The following is a 22,003-nucleotide window of genomic DNA, read 5'->3' as shown; positions in this document are numbered from 1 at the left end:
CGACCACGTGAGTGTCACACAGGGCGGTAACGGCGACGGCGCACGAGGCGGCACTGTCACCTCGATTCCGCTGTCCGAGATCGACCCGCATGCCTCGGCCAGTTTCGGCAGCCTGGTCCGCGACGCCTCCGAACAGGTCTCGACCCTGGTCCGCGCCGAGGTGGCGCTGGCCAAGGCGGAGGTCACCGGTGAGATCAAGAAGGGGTTGCAGGGCAGCGTCTTCTTCATCGGCGCGCTGACCGTGCTGCTGTTCAGCAGCTTTTTCTTCTTCTTCGCAGTGGCCGAAACGCTGGATATCTGGCTCACTCGCTGGGCCGCATTCTGGATCGTCTTCGCCTTCATGATCTTGGTCACGGTCCTGCTCGCGTTCCTGGGCTACCGCAAGGTCAAGAAACTGCGGGCACCGGAGAAGACGATCGATTCGCTCAAGCAGACCCGCACGGTGCTGCCCTCCGGAATCGGCAGCCACGACACCCCCTCCGGACTGGAGAAGACCACCCGCTGAGCGGGTCAGACACCGGACGCGACCGGGGGTTCACTACGCTCGGACGCCGTGGCGTCGAACTTTCCCCCGGACCCGTCGAGCGTGCGCTACGACGGCGTCTGGACGCACCGTGATGTGCACGCCAACGGGATACGGCTGCACGTAGCTTCCGCGGGCCCCGGCGACAACCGCGCCGGGCCCGGCGATCCCGCATCGCAGCTGGTGGTGTTGCTGCACGGATTCGCCGATTTCTGGTGGACCTGGCGGCATCAGCTCACCGCGCTGGCCGAGCTCGGCTATCACGCCGTCGCCGTCGATCTGCGCGGCTACGGTGACAGCGACAAACCTCCACGCGGCTACGACGGCTGGACACTGGCCGGTGATATCGCCGGGCTGATCCGTGCACTCGGCTACAGCGACGCAACGCTGGTCGGGCATGCCGACGGTGGTCTGGTGTGCTGGGCGACCGCGGTTCTGCATCCGCGGCTGGTTCGTGGAATCGCCGTGGTGTCCTCACCGCATCCGGCGGCACTCAAGAGCTCGATCTGGCGCGACAACGCACAACGCCGCGCCTTCCTGCCGGGCTTCCTACGCGCCCAGCTGCCCCGGTATCCCGAACATCTGCTCACCCGCGAAGACGGTCGCGGGGCCGCCGATCTACTGGCGGCCCGCAGTTCGCCCGACTGGGCCGAGACCGTCGAATGCGCCGATACCGCGGCCCGGATGGCTTCGGCGATCCGGATCCCCGGTACGGCTCATTGCGCTCTGGAATACAAACGGTGGGCCTTCCGCAGCCAATGGCGTCCCGACGGGCGCCGGTTCATCGCGGTGATGCGCAAACCCGTAGACATACCGGTGGTCTCGATGCGCGGCGAATCCGATCGCTACATCCTCCCGCATACCGTGCACCGCGCACCACATCTCGCGCCACGCCGGCGGGTGGTGACCGTCCGCGACGCCGCGCATTTCGCGCATCAGGAGAACCCGGAGGCCGTCACCGCCGAGATCGCCAAACTCCTCGCCGGCGAAGCTCACCCGGCCCGCGATAGCAGCGCCTGACCGCCGCCCCGAACCCGCTCCGGTGCGGTTTCGCCGAATGAGTCCGGTGCGGGCCGCCCGCCGAGGAGTAGCAATTCGCCGCCGTGATGTGCCCGTCGGGTCGATAAAGGACCGAACCGGCTGAGTGCAGGGCCTCGGTGCGGCTCGGGCGTAGGAGCCGTGCCCGGCGTGAAAAGACACCCGGCTCGCAGCCTCGACGCCGGCGCAGACGAACTCCTCGCCGCGTGCCGCTGTGGTCCGGGCGTGCCCGGGCCGACCCTGCACTCCGCTCCTATGCGCGGCCACCGGCTCAGCTCAGCACACAAGGGCCTGTGGCGACCTGCGCGGTCGACGAGGGTGCCGCGGTGATCCGTTCGCGGACCTCGTTGAGCGTCAGCACGTATCCGGTGTCGTCGTCGGTGACAGCGGCACCGAAGACCACACCCAGCACCTTGCCCTCGGTATCGACCAGCGGACCACCCGAGTTGCCCGCCCGCACCTGGCCGCGCACGGTGTACACCTCACGTTCGACGGTCCCGTCGCGGTAGATGGTGGGCCCGCTCAGATCCAGCGTCTCCCGGACCCGGGCCGCGCTCGCGGTGTAACGGCCGCCGCCCGGATAACCGAGCACGATCGCGCTTTCGCCCGAACCCGCCGCTTCCGGCGCCTGCGGTATCACCGGCGCGGTGAGCCCGGGCACCGACAGCACCGCGATATCCATGGACGGATCGAATTCCACCACTGTCGCTTCCAGCGGGCCGGCGGCCGAATCCACCGTCACGCTGGTGGTTCCGGCCACCACATGCGCGTTGGTCATCACCCGTTCCGGCGCCACCACAAAACCCGAACCCTCCAGCGCGCGCTGGCAACTCGGCGCGACGCCGCGGATACGCAGCACACTCTGTTGCAGCGATTCGGCCACGGGGCTGGCCAGCACACTCGGATCCGGAGGTTCCACCGCCGCGATGGGCGCGCGCCCGAACGGCCCGATCACATCCGGCAGACCCGAGGTGTTGAGCAGTTTCGAGAACTCGTTGGGCAGTTTGCGCAACCAATCCGGGGCGACCCGGTTGACATCGGCGAGCACCCGGGAGCTGTTGATCGCCGAGGCGATGGCCGGCTGCGACGAAGTGGCCAGCGGTAGCGCCAGCAGCCACGCCGTGACCAGTACCGCGCCAGCCATGAGCACGGCGCCGACCGTGCTGTCGGCGCCGCGGGCGAAGGGGTGGCGCATCCCACTGCGCGCCGCCCGGCCGAGCACCATTCCGGCAATCTCCCCGACGATCACCAGCAGCACGATGAGCAGCACACCGGCGAGAACCCGGCTGCGGCCCTCGTCGATGTGCACGAGAATATGCGGGGCGATCAGGATCCCGGCGACAGCGCCCAGCACCACCCCGAGAAAAGCCAGCGCGGAACCGACCGCGCCCTGGCGCCAGCCGGAGGAGGCCGCGGCCAGCGCCAGGATGATCACCGCGATATCGAGCCACGCCGAAGAGCTCACAACACCATCCCCACCGCGGCCAGCGCCTGCTCCAGATCACGCACGTCGGTTCGGTCCCATTCCGATTCCCAGCCCAGTGAAGTCATGAGTCCGGCCAGTATGCCGCCGGTGAGCCCCCAGACCAACATTCCGTCCACCTGGAACGCTGGGCTGCGGTAACCGAGCGCGCTGCGTACCAGGAAACGGTTCGCCGGATCCAGCAGGTCCGCCATCGGTACGCGGACCACCCGATCGGTTTCTCCGCGATCCATGACGCGTACCTCGCTCGGTGTGCGCCAATAGGCGACCACCGGGGTCACATCGAAACGGGACGGCGGTACGAACAGCTCGGGCAGGGTCGTGACCGGTACGACGCCCGCGCGGTCGAGCCCGGTCTCCTCCCACGCCTCGCGCAGCGCGGTATCGACCGGGCCGTCGTCGCCGGGATCGACCGCCCCTCCGGGGAAGGCGACCTGGCCGCGGTGCTGACGCATGGTGGAGGCGCGTTGCGTGAGCAGTACCTCGGCATCCGCGGGCAGGCCGCCCGGCGCCGCCGGATCACCGGCGGCGTCACCGGCAAACAGCACCAACACGGCGGCCTTGCGTACTTTTCCGGCCATGGTGCGGCGCAGAACCCGCGTTCGCCCCAGGGTGTCGGCGAAATCGGGCCGCCCGGGACCGGCCGCCCTGCTCAGCCAGGGCGGCAATTGCTCTTCGGTCATGCGGTAACTCCCAGGGCACCGGCCACGGCATCGGCGATATCGTCGACATCGCGAAAGGGGCGGGCGACGTATTCGGCAATCGAACCATCCGGCCGGATCAGCACTGTGATCGGTAGCGCGTTCGGCGCATTCGCCGCCGCGCGCACCCGGGCATCGGGGTCCTGCAGACCCGGCAGCCGCAGCTGCGGCCGGTGCCCGGCTCGGAGTTCCTGGTTCAGCGCGGCCAGCAGCGATAGCGCTTTCGTCTCGTCCGGATCGCTGTGCACGGTCAGCACCCGCACCGCGGAACCCGCCCGGTCCGCGTACTCCTGGAACAGCGGCAATTCGGTCCGGCAGGGCTCACACCAGTAGGCCCACAGGTTCAGCACCATCGGGACGCCGGTCATCCGGCCGGGCGTTGCGGGAGTGCCGTCGGCCAGGCAGGTCAGGACGGTATCCGCCAGAGGTCCCGCCGCCGGCGGCGGTTCGGATCCCGGTGGGCAGACCGCGGCGCCCGAAGCCTGCCGCAGCGCGGGATCGACGCTGCGGGCAGGTTCCGGAGGTGCCCCGGTGCCCTCGGAATCCGAACCGCCGCGGGGCCACAACGCCACCGCCGCCGCCAAAGCCACGATCACTGCCGTCAATGCCCATTTCCACACAACCGGTCGGCTCACCGGCCCACCAGTCCGAGCAGATGCGCGGCCTCCGGGCCTTTCACCAGAGCCGCGGCCGTATCGGGATCGGTCGGGCCGGCGCCGAACGAAGGACAATCCTTGGCCAGAACACACACACCACACGCGGGTTTACGGGCATGACAGACACGGCGCCCATGGAAGATCACCCGATGGGACAGCAGTGTCCACTCCTTGCGTTCGATGAGCGCGCCCACAATGTGCTCGACCTTGACCGGATCCTCCTCGGCCGTCCAGCCCCAGCGACGCACCAGCCGCCCGAAATGGGTGTCGACCGTGATACCCGGAATTCCGAACGCGTTCCCGAGAATGACATTGGCGGTCTTCCGGCCGATTCCGGGCAATCGGACCAGTTCGGCCATCGTGTGAGGTAATTCACCGTCGTGCCGTTCGAGCAGTGCCTGCCCGAGACCGATCAGCGAATTGGCCTTGTTGCGGTAGAAACCCGTCGGCCGGATGAGTTCCTCCAGCTCCGTACGGTTCGCCTCGGCATAGGCCCGGGCATCCGGGTAGGCGGCGAAAAGCGCAGGAGTGGTCATATTCACTCGCACATCCGTGCACTGCGCCGACAGGATCGTCGCGACCGCCAATTCCAGCGGATTACCGAAATCCAATTCGCAGTGCGCATCCGGAAATGCCCGCGCCAGCATCCGGTTCATACGGCGCGCACGGCGCACCAGACCCAAACGGGTTTCGGCCGGTCGGGAACCGGTTTTCCGATTTCGTACCCCACCGGAAACCGAGGGCGCCGCACCCGCCGCGGCTGTTCCGGAAAGGGGGCTTCCGGCGGTATCGGAGGGGGAGATTCGCACCCATCCACCATACGGAACCCACCGACAACCTTGCCCTGCCAGTTCTGGTCCCGTATTCCATCTGAGACCTCGACCGTGTTTACTACCCGGCATGCAAGGACTCGCTGTGGCGCTCTTCCCAGTGGTGTTGATGCTGTTCGCCCTCGGTATGGAACGAGTGGAGAACCGTCTTCGCAAACTTGTCGAGCCCGACGAGGAGGTCCAGGCCTACCTGGACAAAGCCAGCAACGCCGAGGTCAACGAGCTCACCAAACTCGGCCTACCGGCGGCGGTCGCGCGTATGCGCCGCCGTCGCAACCGTAGCGAGGAGGCCGAGGAACCCCTCGATATCGCCCGGGCGAGCTGATTCGGCGCGCCCGCTGCCGTGGACCGGACAGCCCCCGGTTAACCTGCCTTTCGTGGTGTCTGTCACTGCGCGTCGATAAGGCCGCGTAGACTGCACTGTCGGCCGAACTGCTTCGGTCCGACGACTACAGCCATTCCCGATAAGGAGCACATTCGTGGACGAGGCCCTCGCCAGAGCCGGCATCTTCCAAGGCGTTGAGCCCACCGCGGTGGCTGCGCTCGCCAAACAGCTGCAGCCCGTGGATTTCCCCCGCGGCCACGTCATCTTCAATGAAGGTGAACCAGGCGATCGGCTGTACATCATCACCGCCGGCAAAGTGAAGCTCGGCCGCCGTTCCCCGGACGGCCGGGAGAACCTGCTGACCATCATGGGACCGTCGGATATGTTCGGCGAGCTGTCCATCTTCGATCCGGGTCCACGTACCTCCACGGCCACCACGGTGACCGAGGTGCGCGCCGTCACGATGGACCGGGACGCGCTCAAGTCCTGGATCGATCAGCGCCCCGAGATCGCGGAGCAGCTGCTGCGCGTATTGGCTCGCCGCCTGCGCCGCACCAACAACAACCTCGCAGACCTGATCTTCACCGACGTCCCCGGCCGGGTCGCGAAGGCGCTGCTGCAACTCGCCCAGCGTTTCGGTACCCAGGAAGCCGGTGCGCTACGCGTCACCCATGATCTGACCCAGGAGGAGATCGCCCAGTTGGTGGGCGCTTCCCGGGAGACGGTCAACAAGGCGCTCGCCGATTTCGCGCATCGCGGCTGGCTGCGTCTCGAAGGCAAGAGCGTGCTGATCTCCGATTCCGAACGGCTGGCCCGCCGGGCGCGCTGAGTCCGAGTCGCACGGCCGGGCTACGGGTGCGGGCGGTTCGCGGCGACAGTGCTGCTCGGCCACCCGTGAACGATTCTCGGGGTCGTTCGTTCGTCGGTACCGGCTGCAGCGCAGATTGCCGGATGCCGCTGGTCACAGGGCAACACCATGCCCACAGGGCGGCTGTACAGCGGTCCTGTAAGTTCGTCGTCCGCCGGGACTCGCCATCGGCCGCCCCGTCGGTCGGCGGAACATCCCGGCATGCCCAGTCGGCCCCGCGCCGACACCTCCGGATATCTGCCGGTTGTCGCGCACCCAGCCACCTGATCTACGGGGCGCCGCCGAAATGTGCGTTCGGCGGCCGGCACCGTCGGTATCTCCAGCCGTCTGTACCAGGTACTCGACGGGCCCGGTCTCGTAGCTTTCCGGCAGCGGACCCGCCTATCCGGGGGCCACGACCGGGACCGGCTACAACGCGCGTATCGGCTCGTGTTCGAGGTGTCCGCACAGAGCCATGCACGGGCCGGAACGGGTCGAACGCCGACGACCGCTCAGGCGTCCGCTTCGGACCGCAGATAGGTGAGCTGCGATTCGACCGAGTTGCGTGCCATCGGCCACATGCTCTCGTCCACATCCACGTACACCTTGCGCACCACGTCCATGGCGTCGGCGTCCGCACCGAGTTCGTCGAGTGCGGCGCGGACCTGCTCGAGCCGCTCGTGCCGGTGGGCGATGTAATACCGCGCGACCGGTTCCAGATCCGGATGGTCCGGCCCGTGCGCGGGTAACAGTGCCCGTCCCGCACCTTCCTCCAGCAACCGGTCCATCGAACGCAGATAGTCGCGGAGGGTGCCGTCACGGTCCAGCACGGTGGTGCCGCGCCCCAGCACGGTGTCACCGGACAGCACCGCGTCCGCGAGCAGGAAGCTCACCGAATCGGCGGTATGCCCGGGAGTGTGCAGCACGGTGATCCGCAGACCGGCGATCTCGATGACCTCACCGTCGGTCAGCGGCGCGACATCACCACGCAGGAATTCCGCTTCCATGGCGCGGACCGGCGACCCGGTCGACCGGACCAGTTCATCGATTCCGCCGGTGTGGTCCGGATGCCGGTGGGTGATCAGCGTGAGCGCCACCGCGCCACCGGTCACCTCGGCTATTGCGGCAATATGCTCCGAATCGTCCGGGCCCGGGTCGACCACTACGCAGTCGGTTTGCCCGGGGGCCCGCAGAATCCAGGTGTTGGTTCCGTCCAGGGTCATCGGCCCCGGATTGTTCGCGAGCAGTACCGCCGCGGTCGGCGTGACCGGACGTAACTGTCCGTAGGCGGGATGGGTGAGTGTCATCGACGACACCTCCGATCAGAAAGCAGCAGAGTCGAATCTACGGTCCACGGCGCCGGAACGCCGGTACAGGTCTCGGGGGCCGGGACAGTTCGGGTTTACCGGGCAGCCGCAGGCTCACAGCAGATTCCCACAGCCATCGGAAGGCCGGAGATATCCGCGGGGCGAAGTGACAATCCGCACTCCGCCCGCGCCCTGCCCGGTCCGCCCGTGTGAAGGTGGGCCTATCGGACCTCGGCGATCAATTCGACCTCTACCGGGGTGTTCTTGGGCAGCTCGAAAACGCCGACCGCCGACCGCGCGTGCGCACCGGCGGGGCCGAACACCTCACCCAGGAGTTCCGAGGCGCCGTTGATCACCAGCGGCTGGTCGGTGAACCCGGGTGCCGAGGCCACGAAACCGACGACCTTCACGATCCGCACCACCTCGTCGAGGCCTACCAGATCGTGGACCGCGGCCAGTGCATTGAGCGCGCACCAGCGGGCCGCGAGCACCGCCTCTTCGAGCGATACCTCGGCGCCGACCTTGCCGACCGCCGTCAGTTCGCCCGAGACGAACGGCAACTGCCCCGAGGTGTAGATATGCGCGCCGCTACGCACCGCCGGCACGTACGCGGCGACGGGGGCCACCACCTGGGGCATTGTCAGTCCCAGCCGGTCGAGATTGGCGCGCCATCCGGTAGCGGGTCCACTCACGTCGGATTCCCCCACGACGCCTACTGCTTCGGCCGCTTCAGGTATGCGACATGCTGCTCACCGGTCGGGCCGGGCAGCACGGTCACCAATTCCCAGCCGTCGGCGCCCCACTGGTCCAGGATTTGTTTGGTCGCATGCGTCAGCAGCGGTACGGTCGCGTACTCCCACGGGGTGATATCGCTCATGCGCACCGAGCGTACTGGGTCGCGGGCCGAGCACCGGGCGCAGGACCGGGTGCGGCCGAACAGGTGTCGGATCCCGGTGTCTGGTACACCACAGCGGGACAATCCGGAGTATGCGGGCATCCGTCCAGTCCGGGTTATAGGCTCGCGACCGTGGCAGAACCAACGACGATGCCGGAATCGGCCCACCCGGAGATGAAAACCGGCTGGCCCGAGCGTGCGGCGAACGCCCGGCTGCACTATGTATCCGGTAAAGGCGGCACCGGTAAGTCCACGGTCGCCGGGGCGCTCGCGCTGGCGCTGGCCGCGGGTGGACGGCGTGTACTGCTGGTCGAGGTGGAGAACCGGCAATCGATCGCGCAACTGTTCGACCTGCCGCCGCTGCCACCCACCGAAACGAAGATCGCCACCGCCGACGGTGGCGGCGAGGTCGTCGCATTGGCACTCGATATCGAGCACGCCTTCCTCGAATACCTCGATATGTTCTACAACCTCGGCTTCGCCGGACGTGCGATGCGCCGGATGGGGGCGATCGATTTCGTCACCACCATCGCGCCCGGTCTGCGCGATGTCATCCTGACCGGCAAGATCAAGGAATGCGTGGTCCGGGTCGGCAAACAGGGCTCGCCGGTCTACGACGAGGTCGTGGTCGACGCCCCGCCGACCGGGCGGATCGCGAGCTTCCTGGATGTCACCAAGGCGATGGCCGAACTCGCCAAAGGGGGCCCGATCGCCGGGCAGGCCGAGAGCGTATCCCGGCTGCTGCATTCGGATCAGACGATGATCCATCTGGTCACCCTCCTCGAGGCGCTACCCGTCCAGGAGACCCTCGATGCCGTGGCGGAGTTGAGTGCGAACGATCTGCGGATCGGCAGCGTCATCGTCAATCGCGCTGCGCAAAGCCCGCTGAGTGTGGAAACCCGCACGGCAGCGGCCGCAGGTGAGCTCGATACCGAGGCCCTCCGCGCCGGTCTGGAAGCCGCCGGGATCACCCTGACGGCCGCCGATTTCGCAGGTCTGCTCACTGAGACGGTCGAGCATTCGACCGTGCTGAGCGCCCAAGACCAGAGCGCCACAGATCTGCTCGATCTGGATATCGCACGATTGCAGCTACCCACCCTCGACGAGGGGATGGACCTAGGCGGCCTGTACGAGCTGGCCTCCTATCTGACCGAACAGGGAGTCCGATGAGCACCCGACCGGCCGGCCCGGCAGCCCTGGACATCTCCGGCATCCTCGCCGATCCCACCGCTCGGGTCGTGGTGTGTTGTGGTTCCGGCGGCGTCGGCAAGACCACCACGGCAGCGGCAATCGCCTTGCGCGCGGCCGAACAGGGACGCAAGGTCGTGGTTCTCACCATCGACCCCGCGCGGCGACTGGCCCAGTCGCTGGGGGTCGCGGATCTGGACAACAGCCCGCAGCGAGTGGACCTGGGCCCTGAGGTCAAGGGCGAACTGCACGCCATGATGCTGAACATGCGGCGCACGTTCGACGAAATGGTGCTCGAACACACCACGCCGGAGAAGGCCGAACAGATTTTCGCCAACCCCTTCTACCAGGCGGTGGCCTCGTCGTTCGGTGGCACGCAGGAATACATGGCGATGGAGAAACTGGGCCAGTTGGCGGGGCGGAAGGAATGGGACCTGATCGTCGTGGACACCCCGCCGTCACGGAACGCGCTGGATTTCCTGGACGCCCCGAAACGGCTGGGAACCTTCCTCGAGGGCCGCATGATCCGGGTCATCATGGCACCCGGCCGGGGGGTCGGACGGTTCGTCACCGGCGCGATGAGTCTGGCGGTCCGCGGGGTGTCGACCATTGTGGGCGGTCAGATGCTCAAGGACGCCTCGAATTTCCTGCAATCGCTGGAGTCGCTGTTCGGCGGCTTCCAAGAGCGGGCGAATCGCACCTTCGCGATGCTGGCCAAACCCGGCACGCATTTCCTGGTGATCGCCGCACCGGAACCCGATGCGCTGCGCGAGGCATCGTTCTTCGTGGACCGGTTGTCGACCGAGCGGATGCCGCTGGCCGGGCTGGTGCTCAACCGCACTCATCCGGTGTTGTGCTCGCTTCCGGCCGATCACGCCCTCACCGCCGCCGACCGGTTCGGCGAATCGGATCCGCTGACCGCCGGAGTGTTGCGGGTACACGCCCACCGGGTGGCCACCGCCCGGCGTGAGCAGCATCTGCTGCATCGGTTCACCGGTGCGCATCCGCGGGTGCCGATGGTCTCGGTAACCGCGCTGCCGTTCGATGTCACCGATCTGACCGCGCTGCGCGCGGTGGGAGCCCAGCTGGCAGGTACGGAATCCTCGGCTGCCGACTGACCGGTCTCGCGGCCGGATGCCGGCCGATTCATTCGGCCGCCGGGCATTCGGCGATTCGAATGCCCGGCGGCCGGTCGTCCAATAGGGATACGGTTACATCGCCATCTGGTGCTGGCGCTGGGCGTGGAAGAAATCCGCCCAGGAGGTCACCTCAGGATGCTGTTTGAGCAGCGCCCGTCGCTGCCGCTCGGTCATACCACCCCACACTCCGAACTCGACCCTGTTGTCCAGTGCATCCGCCCCGCACTCCATCAGAACCGGGCAGTGCCGGCAGATCGTCGCCGCCTTGCGCTGAGCCGCGCCGCGTACGAACAACTGATCGGGATCGACTTCCTTGCATCGGGCCTGGGAAACCCAGGCGATCCTTGCTTCGGCCTGCTCTACATCCAAGCGAGCGACGGGGGTTGTCATGTGCATTTGGTGTGCCCCTTTGCCAGTCCGAACACCGGGTCACGGCGCTCCGGAATCGCGTGTACTCCGCAGCAACCCGAACCCCGCTGCGAAGTGCACCACATTCCACATTGAGTGTTAGCTCTATCACACTGAGCTCTCAATCTAGGTAAAGGTATGCCGCGAGCGCAAGACCGGATGATGACTTTTTGGTACGTCCGTCCCTGCGACCCGGTGGCTGTCGCCCGCCCACACGGCCGAATACGCACGTCAGGCGGGTTCCCTCGGATCAGGCCCCTCATCGGCGAATCCGGATACACAACACCGGATGTCCACACTCCACGGACGCCGGACGGCCACCCTCTACCCTGGTGCTGTGCCGATCACACGTGCGCTCCTCAAGCTGGCGGGCAGCTGTGTACTCGCCTCCGTACTCGTTGCCGGAATGTTGTTCCCGGTCGCCGGAGGTTTCGGATTCGTCTCGAACCGCGCCGCCGACGCTGTGGACAACGTGTCGGCGGAACTGGTCGAGGGAACCGTGCCGGCCGTGTCCACCATGGTGGACACGGCCGGTAACCCCATTGCCTATCTGTACGAGCAGCGTCGCTTCGAAGTGCCCAGCGACCAGATCTCCAACGATATGAAGCTGGCCATCGTCTCCATCGAGGACAAACGCTTCGCCGACCATCACGGTGTCGACTGGCAGGGCACCATCCGCGCCTTCCTCACCAACACCAGCAGCGGCGAGGTGCAGCAGGGCGCCTCCACGCTCGACCAGCAGTACGTGAAGAACTTCAATCTGCTGGTGGTCGCGAAAACCGATGCCGAACGCCGGGCCGCCATCGAGACCACTCCCGCACGCAAGATCCGCGAGATCCGCATGGCGCTGACCCTGGACAAGGAGCTCAGCAAGGACGAGATCCTCACCCGGTATCTGAACCTGGTCCCGTTCGGCAACTCCTCCTACGGCATCCAGGACGCCGCCCAGACGTACTTCGGTATCGATGCGAAAGACCTGAACGTCGCGCAATCGGCAATGCTCGCGGGCATGGTGCAGAGCAGTTCGAAACTGAACCCCTACACCAACCCGGAGGGCGTGACCGCCCGGCGCAACACCGTCCTGGACACCATGATCCAGAACATCCCCAGCCGAGCCGAGGAGTTCCGGGCCGCGAAGACCCAGCCGCTGGGCGTGCTGCCGGAACCGAAAGGCCTGCCACAAGGCTGTATCGCCGCCGATGACCGCGGCTTCTTCTGCGACTACGCGCTGCAATACCTGGCGGAGGCCGGGCTGAGCCAGGAACAGATCCAGAAGGGCGGGTACCTGATCCGCACCACCCTGGACCCGGTCGTGCAGGACGCGGTCAAGCGTTCCCTCGCCGAGCACGCCGACCCGCACCTGCCGAATATCGCCGAGGTCATGTCACTGATCGGCCCCGGTAAGGACAAACATCCACTACTGGCGATGGCCAGCAGCCGCACCTACGGCCTGGACCGGGAGGCACACGAGACACTGCTCGCCCAGCCGTATTCGATGGTCGGCGACGGCGCAGGATCGGTGTTCAAACTCTTCACCACGGCGGCAGCCATGGAAAAGGGCATGGGCATCAACGCCCAGCTCGACGTTCCGGGCCGGTTCGACGCCCGCGGAATGGGGAACGGCGGCGCCCCCGGCTGCCCGCCCGCCACCTACTGCGTCGAGAACGCCGGTAACTACAAATCACCGATGTCGGTGACCGAGGCGCTGGCCACCTCCCCCAACACGGCCTTCGTGAAACTCATCCAGGCCGTCGGAGTGACGCCGACCGTGGATATGGCGGTCCGGCTCGGCCTGCGCTCATACACCGAGCCGGGGTCGTCCGGTGTCGACAACCAGAGCCTGGCCGACATGATCAAGGGCCAGAACCTGGGTTCGTTCACCCTGGGCCCGGTCGCAGTGAACCCGCTGGAGCTGTCGAATGTGGCGGCCACCCTGGCCTCCGGCGGGACCTGGTGCCCGCCCTCGCCCATCGCCGAGGTGATCGACCGCTACGGCAAACCGGTGCCGCTCACCGAACAGGCCTGCGAGCAGGTCGTCGAACCGGGTCTGGCCGACACTCTGGCCAACGCGATGGGTAAGGACCACGATCCGGGCGGTACCGCCGGGGCCGCCGCGGCGGCGACCGGCTGGCAAGGGCCCGTGGCCGCAAAAACCGGGACCACCGAAAGCCACCGCTCCTCGGCGTTCGTCGGTTTCACCAATTCGATGGCGGGCGCGGCCTACATCTACGGCGACAGCCCGACCCCCGGCGAGATCTGTTCGTTCCCGCTGCGCAACTGCCCGGCCAGCGACGCCAACGGCCTGTTCGGCGGTAACGAACCGGCGCGCAGCTGGTTCAAAGCCGTCAAGGAAGCCTCGGTGAACTACCCGCCGCCGGCCCTGCCGCCGGTGGACGAGAAGTATGTCCGGGGCTCGGAGAACGCTCAGGTCCCCGATGTGGTGGGAATGACAGCGGGCGAGGCAACCGGAGCTCTCACCGGCGCTGGTTTCAAGGTCACCTCGGTGACCTCGCCCGGCTCGGCGCCGAAGGGCACGGTCACCGGGTCGACACCGAACGGTTCGGCCATTCCGGGTTCGCAGGTGACGATCTATCTCAGCGACGGCACCATCCGGCAGGCGCCGGAGCCGGGGCGTCCGCCCGCCTCGGCACCGAACGCGCCGGGGCTGCCACCGCTGCCACCGTTCCTGCCGCCGATTCCCATACCGGTACCGATACCCCGGTGATCTCCGGCGGTGAAGGTGCGGCGCGTAACGTCTAGAGCCGCGCCTTCACCGCCGCCGAGACCCGGGATCCGTCGGCCTTCCCGGCGGCCAGCCCGGTCGCGACCTTCATGACCTGTCCCATCTGCCGCTTACCCGGCCGCTCGCCCAGTTCCTCCGCGACCTGGGCGATAGCGGTATCGGCGATATCTGCGACCTCCGCGTCGGTCAGCTGGGTGGGCAGATATTCGTCGATGATCCGCGCCTCGGCATGCTCGTTGGCGGCCAGCTCGCCACGCCCGGCCTGGGTGTAGACCTCCGCGGCTTCGTTGCGCTTCTTCGACTCCTTGGTGAGCACCGCAACGACCTCCGTATCGGAGAGTTCCCGGGCTTCCTTGCCGGCCACCTCGGCCGTCTGCACGGCGGCGAGCAGCATCCGCAGCGTGTTGAGCCGCAGCGAATCCTTCGCCTTCATCGCGGCGGTCATATCGGCGCGTAGCCTCGTTTTCAGTTCCGACATGAGCGCAACGGTAGCCGCTGCGCTGCGCCACGCCCATCGGTTCATCCTTCCACACCGGGCGTGTCCACCTGCGGTTATCGCATTGTTTCCCAAGGCCACGGGCCCGGTGCGGGCGAGCGTGAGCAGGTAATCCGCCTGCTACGGCGCCATAACTGTGGTTCATCACGCTGCGCACTGCGCCTGCTGGTCACCTATGCTGGGCAAATGCCCGTGATCTCGACGTCGGCCCTGCGCCGGACCGCGTTCGGCGCAGCCGGAGCCGCGGCTGCCGGAGTCGGCTACGCCTCACTGATCGAACGCAATGCTTTCGTTCTCCGCGAAGCCACCATGCCGGTACTGCGGCCGGGTTCCGCTCCACTGCGGATATTGCATATCAGCGATCTGCACATGACGCCCGGGCAGAAGCTCAAACAGCAGTGGTTGCGAGAGCTCGACCGCCTCGAACCGGACCTGGTGATCAACACCGGTGACAATCTGTCCCACCAGAAGGCCGTACCCGCGGTGGTGCAGTCGCTGGGCCCGCTGTTGTCACGCCCCGGGCTGTTCGTATTCGGCAGCAACGACTATTTCGCGCCGGTGCCGAAGAACCCGCTGAAATACTTCGACAAGAATCACAAACGGGTCCACGGCGCTCCGCTGCCGTGGAAGGATCTGCGCGCCGCGTTCACCGAACGCGGCTGGCTCGATCTCACCCATACCCGCCGCGATATCGAGGTGGGCGGTATCCGGATCGCCAGTGCGGGCGTCGACGACCCGCATATGCAGCGCGACCGCTACGACACCATCGCCGGCGCCCCCAATCCGCTGGCCGATCTGCGGCTCGGCCTCACGCATTCGCCGGAGCCGCGCGTCCTGGATCGCTTCGCCGATGACGGCTACGACCTGGTCCTCGCCGGTCATACGCACGGCGGCCAGCTGTGCCTGCCCGGTTACGGCGCCCTGGTGACCAATTGCGATATCGACCGCTCCCGCGTGAAGGGCCCGTCCAAATGGGGCGCCCACACCCGGCTGCACGTATCCGCCGGTATCGGTACCTCACCGTGGGCGCCCTACCGTTTCTGCTGCCGCCCGGAGGCGACTCTGCTCACCCTGGTGGCGGTGCCGCCGAAGAAACCGGCCACCGATGCCGGCCACGTCTCCACTTCGCAGGCAGTGGCCAGATAGGTCCGACGCCCAGGAAAAACGGCCTCGAGCTGCCGGTTTCTTTTCCGGACCGGACCTGAGGTAAGCTTCCTCAGGTCCGCTTCACGGGGTGTGGCGCAGCTTGGTAGCGCGCTTCGTTCGGGACGAAGAGGTCGTGGGTTCAAATCCCGCCACCCCGACTCGTGTGGTCGAGACACGATTGACCCCTGATCAGTTCTTCTGGTCAGGGGTTTTCTCGTATCCGGGCCCCATTTTCCCCGGTCAGTGCAGAGAGGGCTGCGCCGAGTTCCGCACCGGTGGGCAGGGCGCCTTCTGGATGGCTCATCCATTGCATGACCAATCCGTTGAGCAGGATCATGTAGAGCCCGCCGAGAGCATGCGCCTGCGCCGAGTCCAGATCCGGATGAGTTTCGGCCAGCGTGGCCGCGAGTTCGGTGGCCCCGGTCTTGCTCAGCTCCCCCATCCGCGCTTGTTCGCTGGGCGTCCGGTGGATCCTGACCAAGTTCTCCACACTTGCCACCAGGACTTCCCGGTTGCGCTCGAACAGCTCGGCGATACCCGCCCAGACCTGCGGGAACGCGGCGGCGGGCGGTTGCCCCGCGGTGGCGCGGATACGGAGTTCGAGGTCGTCGCCGATCACGCGGCCGGTCTCGTCGGTGAAGGCTTCGGTGAGGAGCCGGTCCTTGGAGCCGAAGTGGTAGCCGATGGCGGCGAGACTCACGCCTGCTTCGGTGGCTATACCCCGGGCCGTGGTCGCGGCGAATCCGCGCTCGTAGATGCAGGTGCGCGCGGCAGCCAGCAGATCCTCCTTGTTTCCCATGGAACACACCTTAACCACTCGTCTTAGACATTCGTTCTAGACAACTGTTCTACGCTCGTGTTAGACATTTGTCTAAGACATACGAACAAATCAGCTGAGCGAGGAACCGATGACCACAGACTCCAGTGCCACGGCTGCCAGGGTGCTGATCTCCGGCGGCGGAATCGCCGGCAACGCCGTCGCCCTGCAACTGTCCCGAGCCGGGATCCGGCCGACCGTGGTCGAACGCGCCCCCGCTCCCCGGCCCGGTGGTCAGGCCGTCGACCTGCGTGGCCCCAGCCGGACCGTCGCCGAGAGGATGGGCCTGATGCCCGGAATCCAGCGGCAACGGCTCGACGAACGCGGCATGGTGCATGTCGATTCCACCGGCCGAGAGATAGTCCGTATGCCCGCGGACCTCTTCGGCGGCAACGGCGCAGTCGCCGACATCGAGATAACCCGCGGCGATCTGAACCAGGTTCTCCTGGACGTGATCGCCGATGCCACCGGGGCCCCCGGCAATCCGGGCGTCGAATACCGGTACGGGGAGCGGATTCGCGACCTACACGAACACAGGGACGGTGTCCGCGTGGATTTCGCCTCGGGCGCCACCGCGGAATTCGACCTGGTGATCGGCGCCGACGGCCTGCACTCGGCAACCCGCCGGCTGGCATTCGGCCCGGACGAACAGTTCAGCACCTACCTCGGCGCCTACACGTCGTACTTCACCATGCCGACCCCGACCGGAATCGAACCGCACTGGATGACCATGTATTCGATGCCCGGCGGAATCGTGGCCGGGCTGCGCCCCGATGCCGATCCGGCCACAGCCAAGGCGATGGTTATCGTCCGGACCGATCCGGATCCGGCGCTCCGGCGCAATATCGCGGCCCAGCAGGAACTCATCCGTGCAAGCCTCGCCGGCGGCGGCTGGCAGACGGCCGCCATCCTCGACGCGATGGACCGGGCCGAGGACTTCTATTTCGACGAAATCGCGCGTATCACGATGCCGCACTGGACCACGGGGCGGGTGGCGCTGGTCGGCGACGCCGGCTACTGCGGGTCACCGCTGAGCGGCCAGGGCACGGCCATGGCGCTGGTGGGCGCTTACGTGCTGGCCGGTGAGATCGCCCGCACCCCACACGACGCGGCCGCCGCCCTCATCCGCTATACCGAAACCCTGCGACCGTTCGTCGACACCGCACAGCAGCTGCCGCCGGGTGGTGTGAAGGGAATGGCCCCGCGCACCAAGGCCGGTATCCGGGTCGCGCACACCTTCGTCCGCCTCGCGACGTTGCGGATGGTGCAGCCGCTGATGACTCGCATGCTGTCGGAGACCGAGAGCTACACCCTCCCGGAATACCTGGCGGCACAACCGGTACCCCGCTGATCTCCCCGGCCGCCACGGTGCAACCCCGAACCGAGCCCCGTGCGGCAGCCGCGCCCGGCGCACCGAACCACCGCACACCGTTGCGCGGTGACGGAACCGTAGTGCGCCACCGACCCCGCGATCTCACACTCATCGAACGGCAGCCCGTTGCCCTGATACCGCGACGGCTGCGCATATCCGCACCGGTCGCCTGCCGGCTGCATAGAGTCAGCCATATGCCGTGCCGGTGCCGCAGAAGGCGATCTCGGTGGAGCCCCGGCGTGCACGGAGTCATTAGTGTCTCGAGCGTTGTGGGCATCCAGAACCTCGTAGCGCGGACCGCGACGGCGGCTCACCCGCCTGTGTGCCAGGAGCTACCGGTTCGGGCGGTGCGTGTCGGTATCGGAGTCCTTCCCGCGGGCGACCGTCGCCAGGGTGCGCCCTCCCGAATACCGCGAGTGCAGTCGTCGCACAGCGTAGTTCGGATCGTGGCCGCGTTTCCTACCGATGTGGACATCTCACCGGTGTTGCCCGCGTGCCCGGCCGCGGGCGGCAGGGATGCGCGGTCCGGTGGCGCGGCGGGTGCCGAGAGCGGCGGGACGGACGGGACGATTCGCACCACGTTCCATCCGCACCGAGAGCGCTCCGCCGACCAGCAGCATCCGCATCATGCGTTCGGCGGCGTCGGTGAGCAGGCGTTCGGCATCGGCCACCGCATCGGCGAGGGCCATGGGCACCGGGATGATCGAGGCGATGGCGCCGATACCCACCTCGTGGACCGACGGCGCGCCCTCCCCCAGCGAACCGGCCAGCGCGACCACCGGCACCCCCTGCGCGCGGGATCTACGGGCGATTTCGGCCGGCACCTTGCCGTGTGGGGTCTGCAGGTCGATCGCGCCTTCCGCGGTGATCACCAAGTCCGCCAGGCCGATCCGGCGATCCAGGTCCGCTCCGGTGAGGCCGGAGTCCAGCAGTGCGTCGAATCGGGAGCGCAGCGCAGCGCCCACTCCGCCGGCCAGGCCCGCGCCGAGCCCACCGGATGCGCCCGTCACCGGTCCGGTGCGCAGATCGCCGAGTGCCCGGCCGTCGCGTTCGAGTATCGCCGCCCAGTTGTCGAGCGCAAGCGACAGTGTTTCCACCTGCGCGGGTGTCGCTCCTTTCTGCGGTCCGAAAACGCGTGCGACACCGCGGGGCCCACAGAGCAGGTTGTGCGGATTACCCGCCACCACGATTTCGGCGCGGGACAGACCGGGATTCAGTCCGGAGAGGTCGAGGCGCTGGGCGCGCGCGAGTTCGTAACCACCACTCCCGATTTCGCGTCCGGATCGGTCGAGGATCCGCGCGCCCAGCGCCTGTAGCGCACCGGCACCGCCATCGCAGGTACCGGAATCGCCGCAGCCCACCACGATCCGCTCCGCGCCCGAATCCAACGCTGCGGCGATGAGTTGGCCGACCCCGGTTGTCGTGGTGGCGCCGGGATCTCGGCGATCACGCGGTACCTGCCGCAGCCCCGCGGCGGCCGCCACCTCGACCACGGCGGTCTTCGCCGCCGGGAACCCGAGCCGGGCCCACTGGGCACGCACCGGGATGTTCACCGGTCCCGTGACATCGAGGTGATGCAGCGTGCCGCCGGTCGCGGCGGCGAGCATGGCGGCGGTGCCCTCGCCGCCGTCGGCGATCGGTGCGAGATCGACGTGCACGCCGGGCAGCACGCGGCGTAAGCCCGCAGCGATGGCGTGCGCCACGGATCCTGCCCCGAGACTTTCCTTGAATCCACTGGGGGCCACGAGGATACGCTGCGGAACGGTTACCGACATGGTGGTGCCTTTCGAGAGAGCCGACCACTCGGGTCAGGGGGTGGGACTCAGACCCAGCTGCGGCCAGCCCCAGACCGCGAACGCAAGGAGTAATGCCACCGATAACGGGGCGAGGACGGCGGAGTACCGCAGTAGATGTTCGGGCCGGTACCCCGGAACGGTGTCGGATGCGGCGAAGACGGCCATCGGTTTCGCCGAACTGGTCATGGTGTGACAGAAACCGGCCGCCGCCGTCGACAGGAAGGCCGCTGCCGCGGCGTCCACGCCCACCGCCGGGGCGGTCGCGACGATGATCGGCACCAGCACGGCCGAACGCGCCGAACGCGACTGGATCATCAAGTGGGCCAGCAAAGAGACGACCACGGTCAGCACCAGGAAGACCGCACCGGCGGCAGTCCCCAGTGAACGCACCGGGTCGAACACGAGTCCGGCGAGCCAGGCGGACGCGCCGGTGGTCGTGAGGGCGATACCCAGGCACAGTGTGGCGGCCATGAACAACAGCAGGGTCCACGGGACGGTTTTCGCGGCCGCGGGCAGCGTGGTTGCGCCTATCTTCGGCGCGGTCGCGAGCAGGGCGCCGAGCACGGCGACCACCGCCGGGTCCACACCGTGCAGACCCTCGGTGCACCACAGCACCACAACGGCGCCGAGCACACCGAGTACCCGGCGCTGAGATGCGGACAGCGGCCCCCGCACATCGGCACTCGCCGTCTCGGCGAAGGCGGTTGCGGGCACGGTGAGCGGTGTACGGCGCTCGGTGCGGTCGGCGAACAGCGCGAGCGCGACCTCCGCGGCCAGATGCGACCACACCACTGCGAGCGGAAGTCCGAGGATCAGCCACTGTCCGAAGTGATAGCCCTCACCGGTGGCAGTCGCGACGATCTCGCTGGTGATGAGATGCGCGCCCGCGCCGAGAAGTGAACCCACCGCGGAGAACAAGATGACCGAAGGAATCCCCACCGCGAACGCCAGCACCAACTGGGGCCGATGCCGCAGTACCGCAGCGAGCGCCAGGAAAACGGGTAACGCCAGCGCGGCACGCCCGGAGGTCGCCGGAATCGCGAAGGTGGTCACCAACAGGACGGCCGTGAGCAGATGTATCAGCTGCCGCGGGGTCCGGGCGATCGTGAGAACCCGCGCGGCGATCCGCGCCGGCAAACCGGTCGCGGTGACCGCAGCCGCGATCACGAACGACCCCACCAACAGCCAGATCACCGAATCACCGAGAGTTCCGGTGAATGTCTCGGTATCGATCGGTCCGGTGACGACGAGCGCCACCGCGGCACCGAGCGCAACATAGGTGTCGGGCACCGGCGCGAAAACCCACATCCAGATCGCGGCCACGAACACCACGAGCGTGATCAGGGCATCGCGGCCGAGGTCACCTGCTGCCGCGGCGGCGAGAAAACCCAGGCACACAAGGATTCCCGCAATCGCGGCCAGCAGCGGTGCCCATGCGGGCTCGCGTGCGGGAGATCCGGCGGGTGGGCGCCGGCGCGGTACGGTCCAGAATTCGGTCGCTTCGACGTCCTCCCGGCCGGGAGCGACCGGTGTTCCTGCTACACCGCGACGCGGCGTCTCGGTGGGTTCCTGATTCACCGGCCACCGCCGGAATTAGTCCCGGTCTCACCCGGCCGGCGTTGCGCTGTCATGAGAGGCGGTATCCCATCCCGCGCACGGTCTGCAGACGCTGGGCACCGATCTTGCCCCGTAGCGCACGTACATAGACATCGACCACGTTGGAGGCGGGGTCGAAATCGTAACCCCACACCTGCCCGAGGATCTGCTCTCGGCTCAGCACCTGGTCGGGATGCCGCAGAAATACCTCGAGCAGGCCGAATTCGCGAGCGGTGAGGTCCACTGTCCGGCCGTCGACATGTACCCGCCGGGCGCGGAGGTCGAGGCCGATACCGTTGTAGGACAAAGAAGCCGACGGCGCGCCCGCGGTCGTATCGTCCTGGAGGCGCAGCCGGACCCGCGCGAGGAGTTCGGCGAACTGGAACGGTTTGGTCATGTAGTCGTTGGCGCCGCCCTCCAGCCCGGCGACCGTATCGTCGACACTGTCGCGGGCGGTGAGCACCACCACCGGGGTCCGCACACCTTCCCCGCGTAACCGGCGCAGCACGGTGAATCCGTCCATCGAGGGCAGCCCGATATCGAGAATCACCATGTCGAAGCCTCCGGACCGGGCCATCAGCAACGCGGTTTCGCCGTCGCCGACATGCTCGGTGGTGTACCCGGCGGCCCGTAGGCCTTTGCCGACGAACGACACGATGTGCACATCGTCCTCGGCGATCAGGATCCGGCTCATCTC

At 67.5% G+C, this 22,003-nt stretch carries 22 protein-coding genes and 1 tRNA gene; 10 read left to right on the top strand and 13 right to left on the bottom strand.

Annotation, left to right across the window (positions count from 1 at the left end; genetic code table 11):
* The first annotated feature begins 7 nt into the window (after window positions 1-7).
* Complete coding sequence (locus NFL01S_RS05245) at window positions 8-505, top strand: phage holin family protein (RefSeq protein WP_062971959.1); 498 nt, start codon at window positions 8-10, stop codon at window positions 503-505.
* 48 nt (window positions 506-553) lie between these two features.
* Window positions 554-1,543, top strand: coding sequence for an alpha/beta fold hydrolase (locus tag NFL01S_RS05240; RefSeq protein ID WP_062971957.1), 990 nt, complete (start codon window positions 554-556; stop codon window positions 1,541-1,543).
* 289 nt (window positions 1,544-1,832) lie between these two features.
* On the opposite strand, the gene NFL01S_RS05235 is transcribed toward NFL01S_RS05240, so the two are convergent.
* From NFL01S_RS05235 to nth, 4 genes are read right to left on the bottom strand one after another with little or no spacing between them, the layout of a single operon-like run.
* Window positions 1,833-3,026 carry a MarP family serine protease gene (locus NFL01S_RS05235; protein WP_062971955.1) on the bottom strand — a complete coding sequence of 398 codons (1,194 nt, stop codon included), beginning with the start codon at window positions 3,024-3,026 and terminating at the stop codon, window positions 1,833-1,835.
* Window positions 3,023-3,727: an NUDIX hydrolase gene (locus NFL01S_RS05230; protein WP_062971952.1), complete on the bottom strand. Its 705-nt coding sequence runs from the start codon at window positions 3,725-3,727 to the stop codon at window positions 3,023-3,025. Before NFL01S_RS05230 ends, NFL01S_RS05235 begins: the two co-directional genes overlap by 4 nt.
* Window positions 3,724-4,380 (bottom strand): TlpA family protein disulfide reductase, encoded by a 657-nt coding sequence (locus tag NFL01S_RS05225; RefSeq protein ID WP_062971950.1) that lies wholly within the window; start codon window positions 4,378-4,380, stop codon window positions 3,724-3,726. The genes NFL01S_RS05230 and NFL01S_RS05225 overlap by 4 nt, the downstream gene beginning before the upstream one ends.
* Window positions 4,377-5,084: an endonuclease III gene (gene nth / locus NFL01S_RS05220; protein WP_062972441.1), complete on the bottom strand. Its 708-nt coding sequence runs from the start codon at window positions 5,082-5,084 to the stop codon at window positions 4,377-4,379. Before nth ends, NFL01S_RS05225 begins: the two co-directional genes overlap by 4 nt.
* A 232-nt stretch (window positions 5,085-5,316) precedes the next feature.
* Between nth and NFL01S_RS05215 the strand changes: the two genes are divergently transcribed.
* Window positions 5,317-5,556, top strand: coding sequence for a hypothetical protein (locus tag NFL01S_RS05215; protein WP_081595241.1), 240 nt, complete (start codon window positions 5,317-5,319; stop codon window positions 5,554-5,556).
* Window positions 5,557-5,710: 154 nt separating this feature from the next.
* Window positions 5,711-6,385 (top strand): Crp/Fnr family transcriptional regulator, encoded by a 675-nt coding sequence (locus NFL01S_RS05210; protein ID WP_033243926.1) that lies wholly within the window; start codon window positions 5,711-5,713, stop codon window positions 6,383-6,385.
* A gap of 530 nt (window positions 6,386-6,915) precedes the next feature.
* On the opposite strand, the gene NFL01S_RS05205 is transcribed toward NFL01S_RS05210, so the two are convergent.
* From NFL01S_RS05205 to sp36, 3 genes are all read right to left on the bottom strand, one after another.
* On the bottom strand, window positions 6,916-7,710 hold the full coding sequence (locus tag NFL01S_RS05205) for an MBL fold metallo-hydrolase (RefSeq protein ID WP_062971948.1): 795 nt from the start codon (window positions 7,708-7,710) through the stop codon (window positions 6,916-6,918).
* Window positions 7,711-7,931: 221 nt separating this feature from the next.
* Complete coding sequence (locus tag NFL01S_RS05200; protein ID WP_280507855.1) at window positions 7,932-8,402, bottom strand: RidA family protein; 471 nt, start codon at window positions 8,400-8,402, stop codon at window positions 7,932-7,934.
* Window positions 8,403-8,422: 20 nt separating this feature from the next.
* Entirely contained in the window at window positions 8,423-8,587 is a 165-nt protein-coding gene (gene sp36, locus NFL01S_RS35195) for a Sp36 family protein (protein WP_157116249.1), read from the bottom strand.
* A 168-nt stretch (window positions 8,588-8,755) separates the two neighbouring features.
* On the opposite strand from sp36, the gene bagA reads away from it, so the two are divergent.
* Both bagA and bagB read left to right on the top strand, forming a co-directional pair.
* Entirely contained in the window at window positions 8,756-9,775 is a 1,020-nt protein-coding gene (gene bagA / locus NFL01S_RS05195; protein ID WP_062971946.1) for an ATPase BagA, read from the top strand.
* Entirely contained in the window at window positions 9,772-10,911 is a 1,140-nt protein-coding gene (gene bagB, locus NFL01S_RS05190; RefSeq protein ID WP_062971944.1) for an ATPase BagB, read from the top strand. Before bagA ends, bagB begins: the two co-directional genes overlap by 4 nt.
* Before the next feature lie 93 nt (window positions 10,912-11,004).
* Here the strand turns inward: bagB and NFL01S_RS05185 are convergent, their stop codons facing one another.
* Window positions 11,005-11,328, bottom strand: coding sequence for a WhiB family transcriptional regulator (locus tag NFL01S_RS05185; RefSeq protein ID WP_062971942.1), 324 nt, complete (start codon window positions 11,326-11,328; stop codon window positions 11,005-11,007).
* Window positions 11,329-11,677: 349 nt separating this feature from the next.
* Between NFL01S_RS05185 and NFL01S_RS05180 the strand changes: the two genes are divergently transcribed.
* Window positions 11,678-14,065, top strand: a complete 2,388-nt coding sequence (locus tag NFL01S_RS05180; RefSeq protein WP_281181487.1) for a penicillin-binding protein — start codon at window positions 11,678-11,680, stop codon at window positions 14,063-14,065.
* A 31-nt stretch (window positions 14,066-14,096) separates the two neighbouring features.
* Here NFL01S_RS05180 and NFL01S_RS05175 read toward each other — a convergent pair whose 3' ends face one another.
* Window positions 14,097-14,561 (bottom strand): GatB/YqeY domain-containing protein, encoded by a 465-nt coding sequence (locus NFL01S_RS05175; protein WP_062971940.1) that lies wholly within the window; start codon window positions 14,559-14,561, stop codon window positions 14,097-14,099.
* 204 nt (window positions 14,562-14,765) lie between these two features.
* Here NFL01S_RS05175 and NFL01S_RS05170 point away from each other — a divergent pair, with 204 nt between their 5' ends.
* On the top strand, window positions 14,766-15,725 hold the full coding sequence (locus NFL01S_RS05170; RefSeq protein ID WP_062971939.1) for a metallophosphoesterase: 960 nt from the start codon (window positions 14,766-14,768) through the stop codon (window positions 15,723-15,725).
* Window positions 15,726-15,809: 84 nt separating this feature from the next.
* Window positions 15,810-15,883, top strand: a tRNA-Pro gene (locus NFL01S_RS05165).
* Between the two features lie 44 nt (window positions 15,884-15,927).
* Here NFL01S_RS05165 and NFL01S_RS05160 read toward each other — a convergent pair.
* Complete coding sequence (locus tag NFL01S_RS05160) at window positions 15,928-16,524, bottom strand: TetR/AcrR family transcriptional regulator (protein WP_062971937.1); 597 nt, start codon at window positions 16,522-16,524, stop codon at window positions 15,928-15,930.
* Between the two features lie 109 nt (window positions 16,525-16,633).
* Here NFL01S_RS05160 and NFL01S_RS05155 point away from each other — a divergent pair, with 109 nt between their 5' ends.
* Complete coding sequence (locus NFL01S_RS05155) at window positions 16,634-17,893, top strand: FAD-dependent monooxygenase (protein WP_062971935.1); 1,260 nt, start codon at window positions 16,634-16,636, stop codon at window positions 17,891-17,893.
* A 497-nt stretch (window positions 17,894-18,390) separates the two neighbouring features.
* Here NFL01S_RS05155 and NFL01S_RS05150 read toward each other — a convergent pair whose 3' ends face one another.
* Genes NFL01S_RS05150 through NFL01S_RS05140 form a run of 3 tightly spaced genes read right to left on the bottom strand, consistent with a single transcriptional unit; the run spans window position 18,391 to window position 22,000 of the window.
* The gene (locus NFL01S_RS05150; protein ID WP_062971933.1) at window positions 18,391-19,689 is read right to left on the bottom strand and encodes a glycerate kinase family protein; all 1,299 of its coding nucleotides are present in this window, start codon (window positions 19,687-19,689) and stop codon (window positions 18,391-18,393) included.
* A gap of 33 nt (window positions 19,690-19,722) precedes the next feature.
* Window positions 19,723-21,288, bottom strand: a complete 1,566-nt coding sequence (locus NFL01S_RS05145; protein ID WP_245670524.1) for an SLC13 family permease — start codon at window positions 21,286-21,288, stop codon at window positions 19,723-19,725.
* A 49-nt stretch (window positions 21,289-21,337) separates the two neighbouring features.
* Window positions 21,338-22,000: a response regulator transcription factor gene (locus tag NFL01S_RS05140; RefSeq protein WP_062971927.1), complete on the bottom strand. Its 663-nt coding sequence runs from the start codon at window positions 21,998-22,000 to the stop codon at window positions 21,338-21,340.
* Window positions 22,001-22,003: the final 3 nt, after the last annotated feature.

Origin of the sequence: Nocardia flavorosea NBRC 108225, from assembly GCF_001613385.1 — a bacterium.
Lineage (GTDB): Bacteria > Actinomycetota > Actinomycetes > Mycobacteriales > Mycobacteriaceae > Nocardia > Nocardia flavorosea.
Note: the sequence above shows the minus strand (reverse complement) of the source record. Positions and strands in the feature narration are given on the sequence as shown.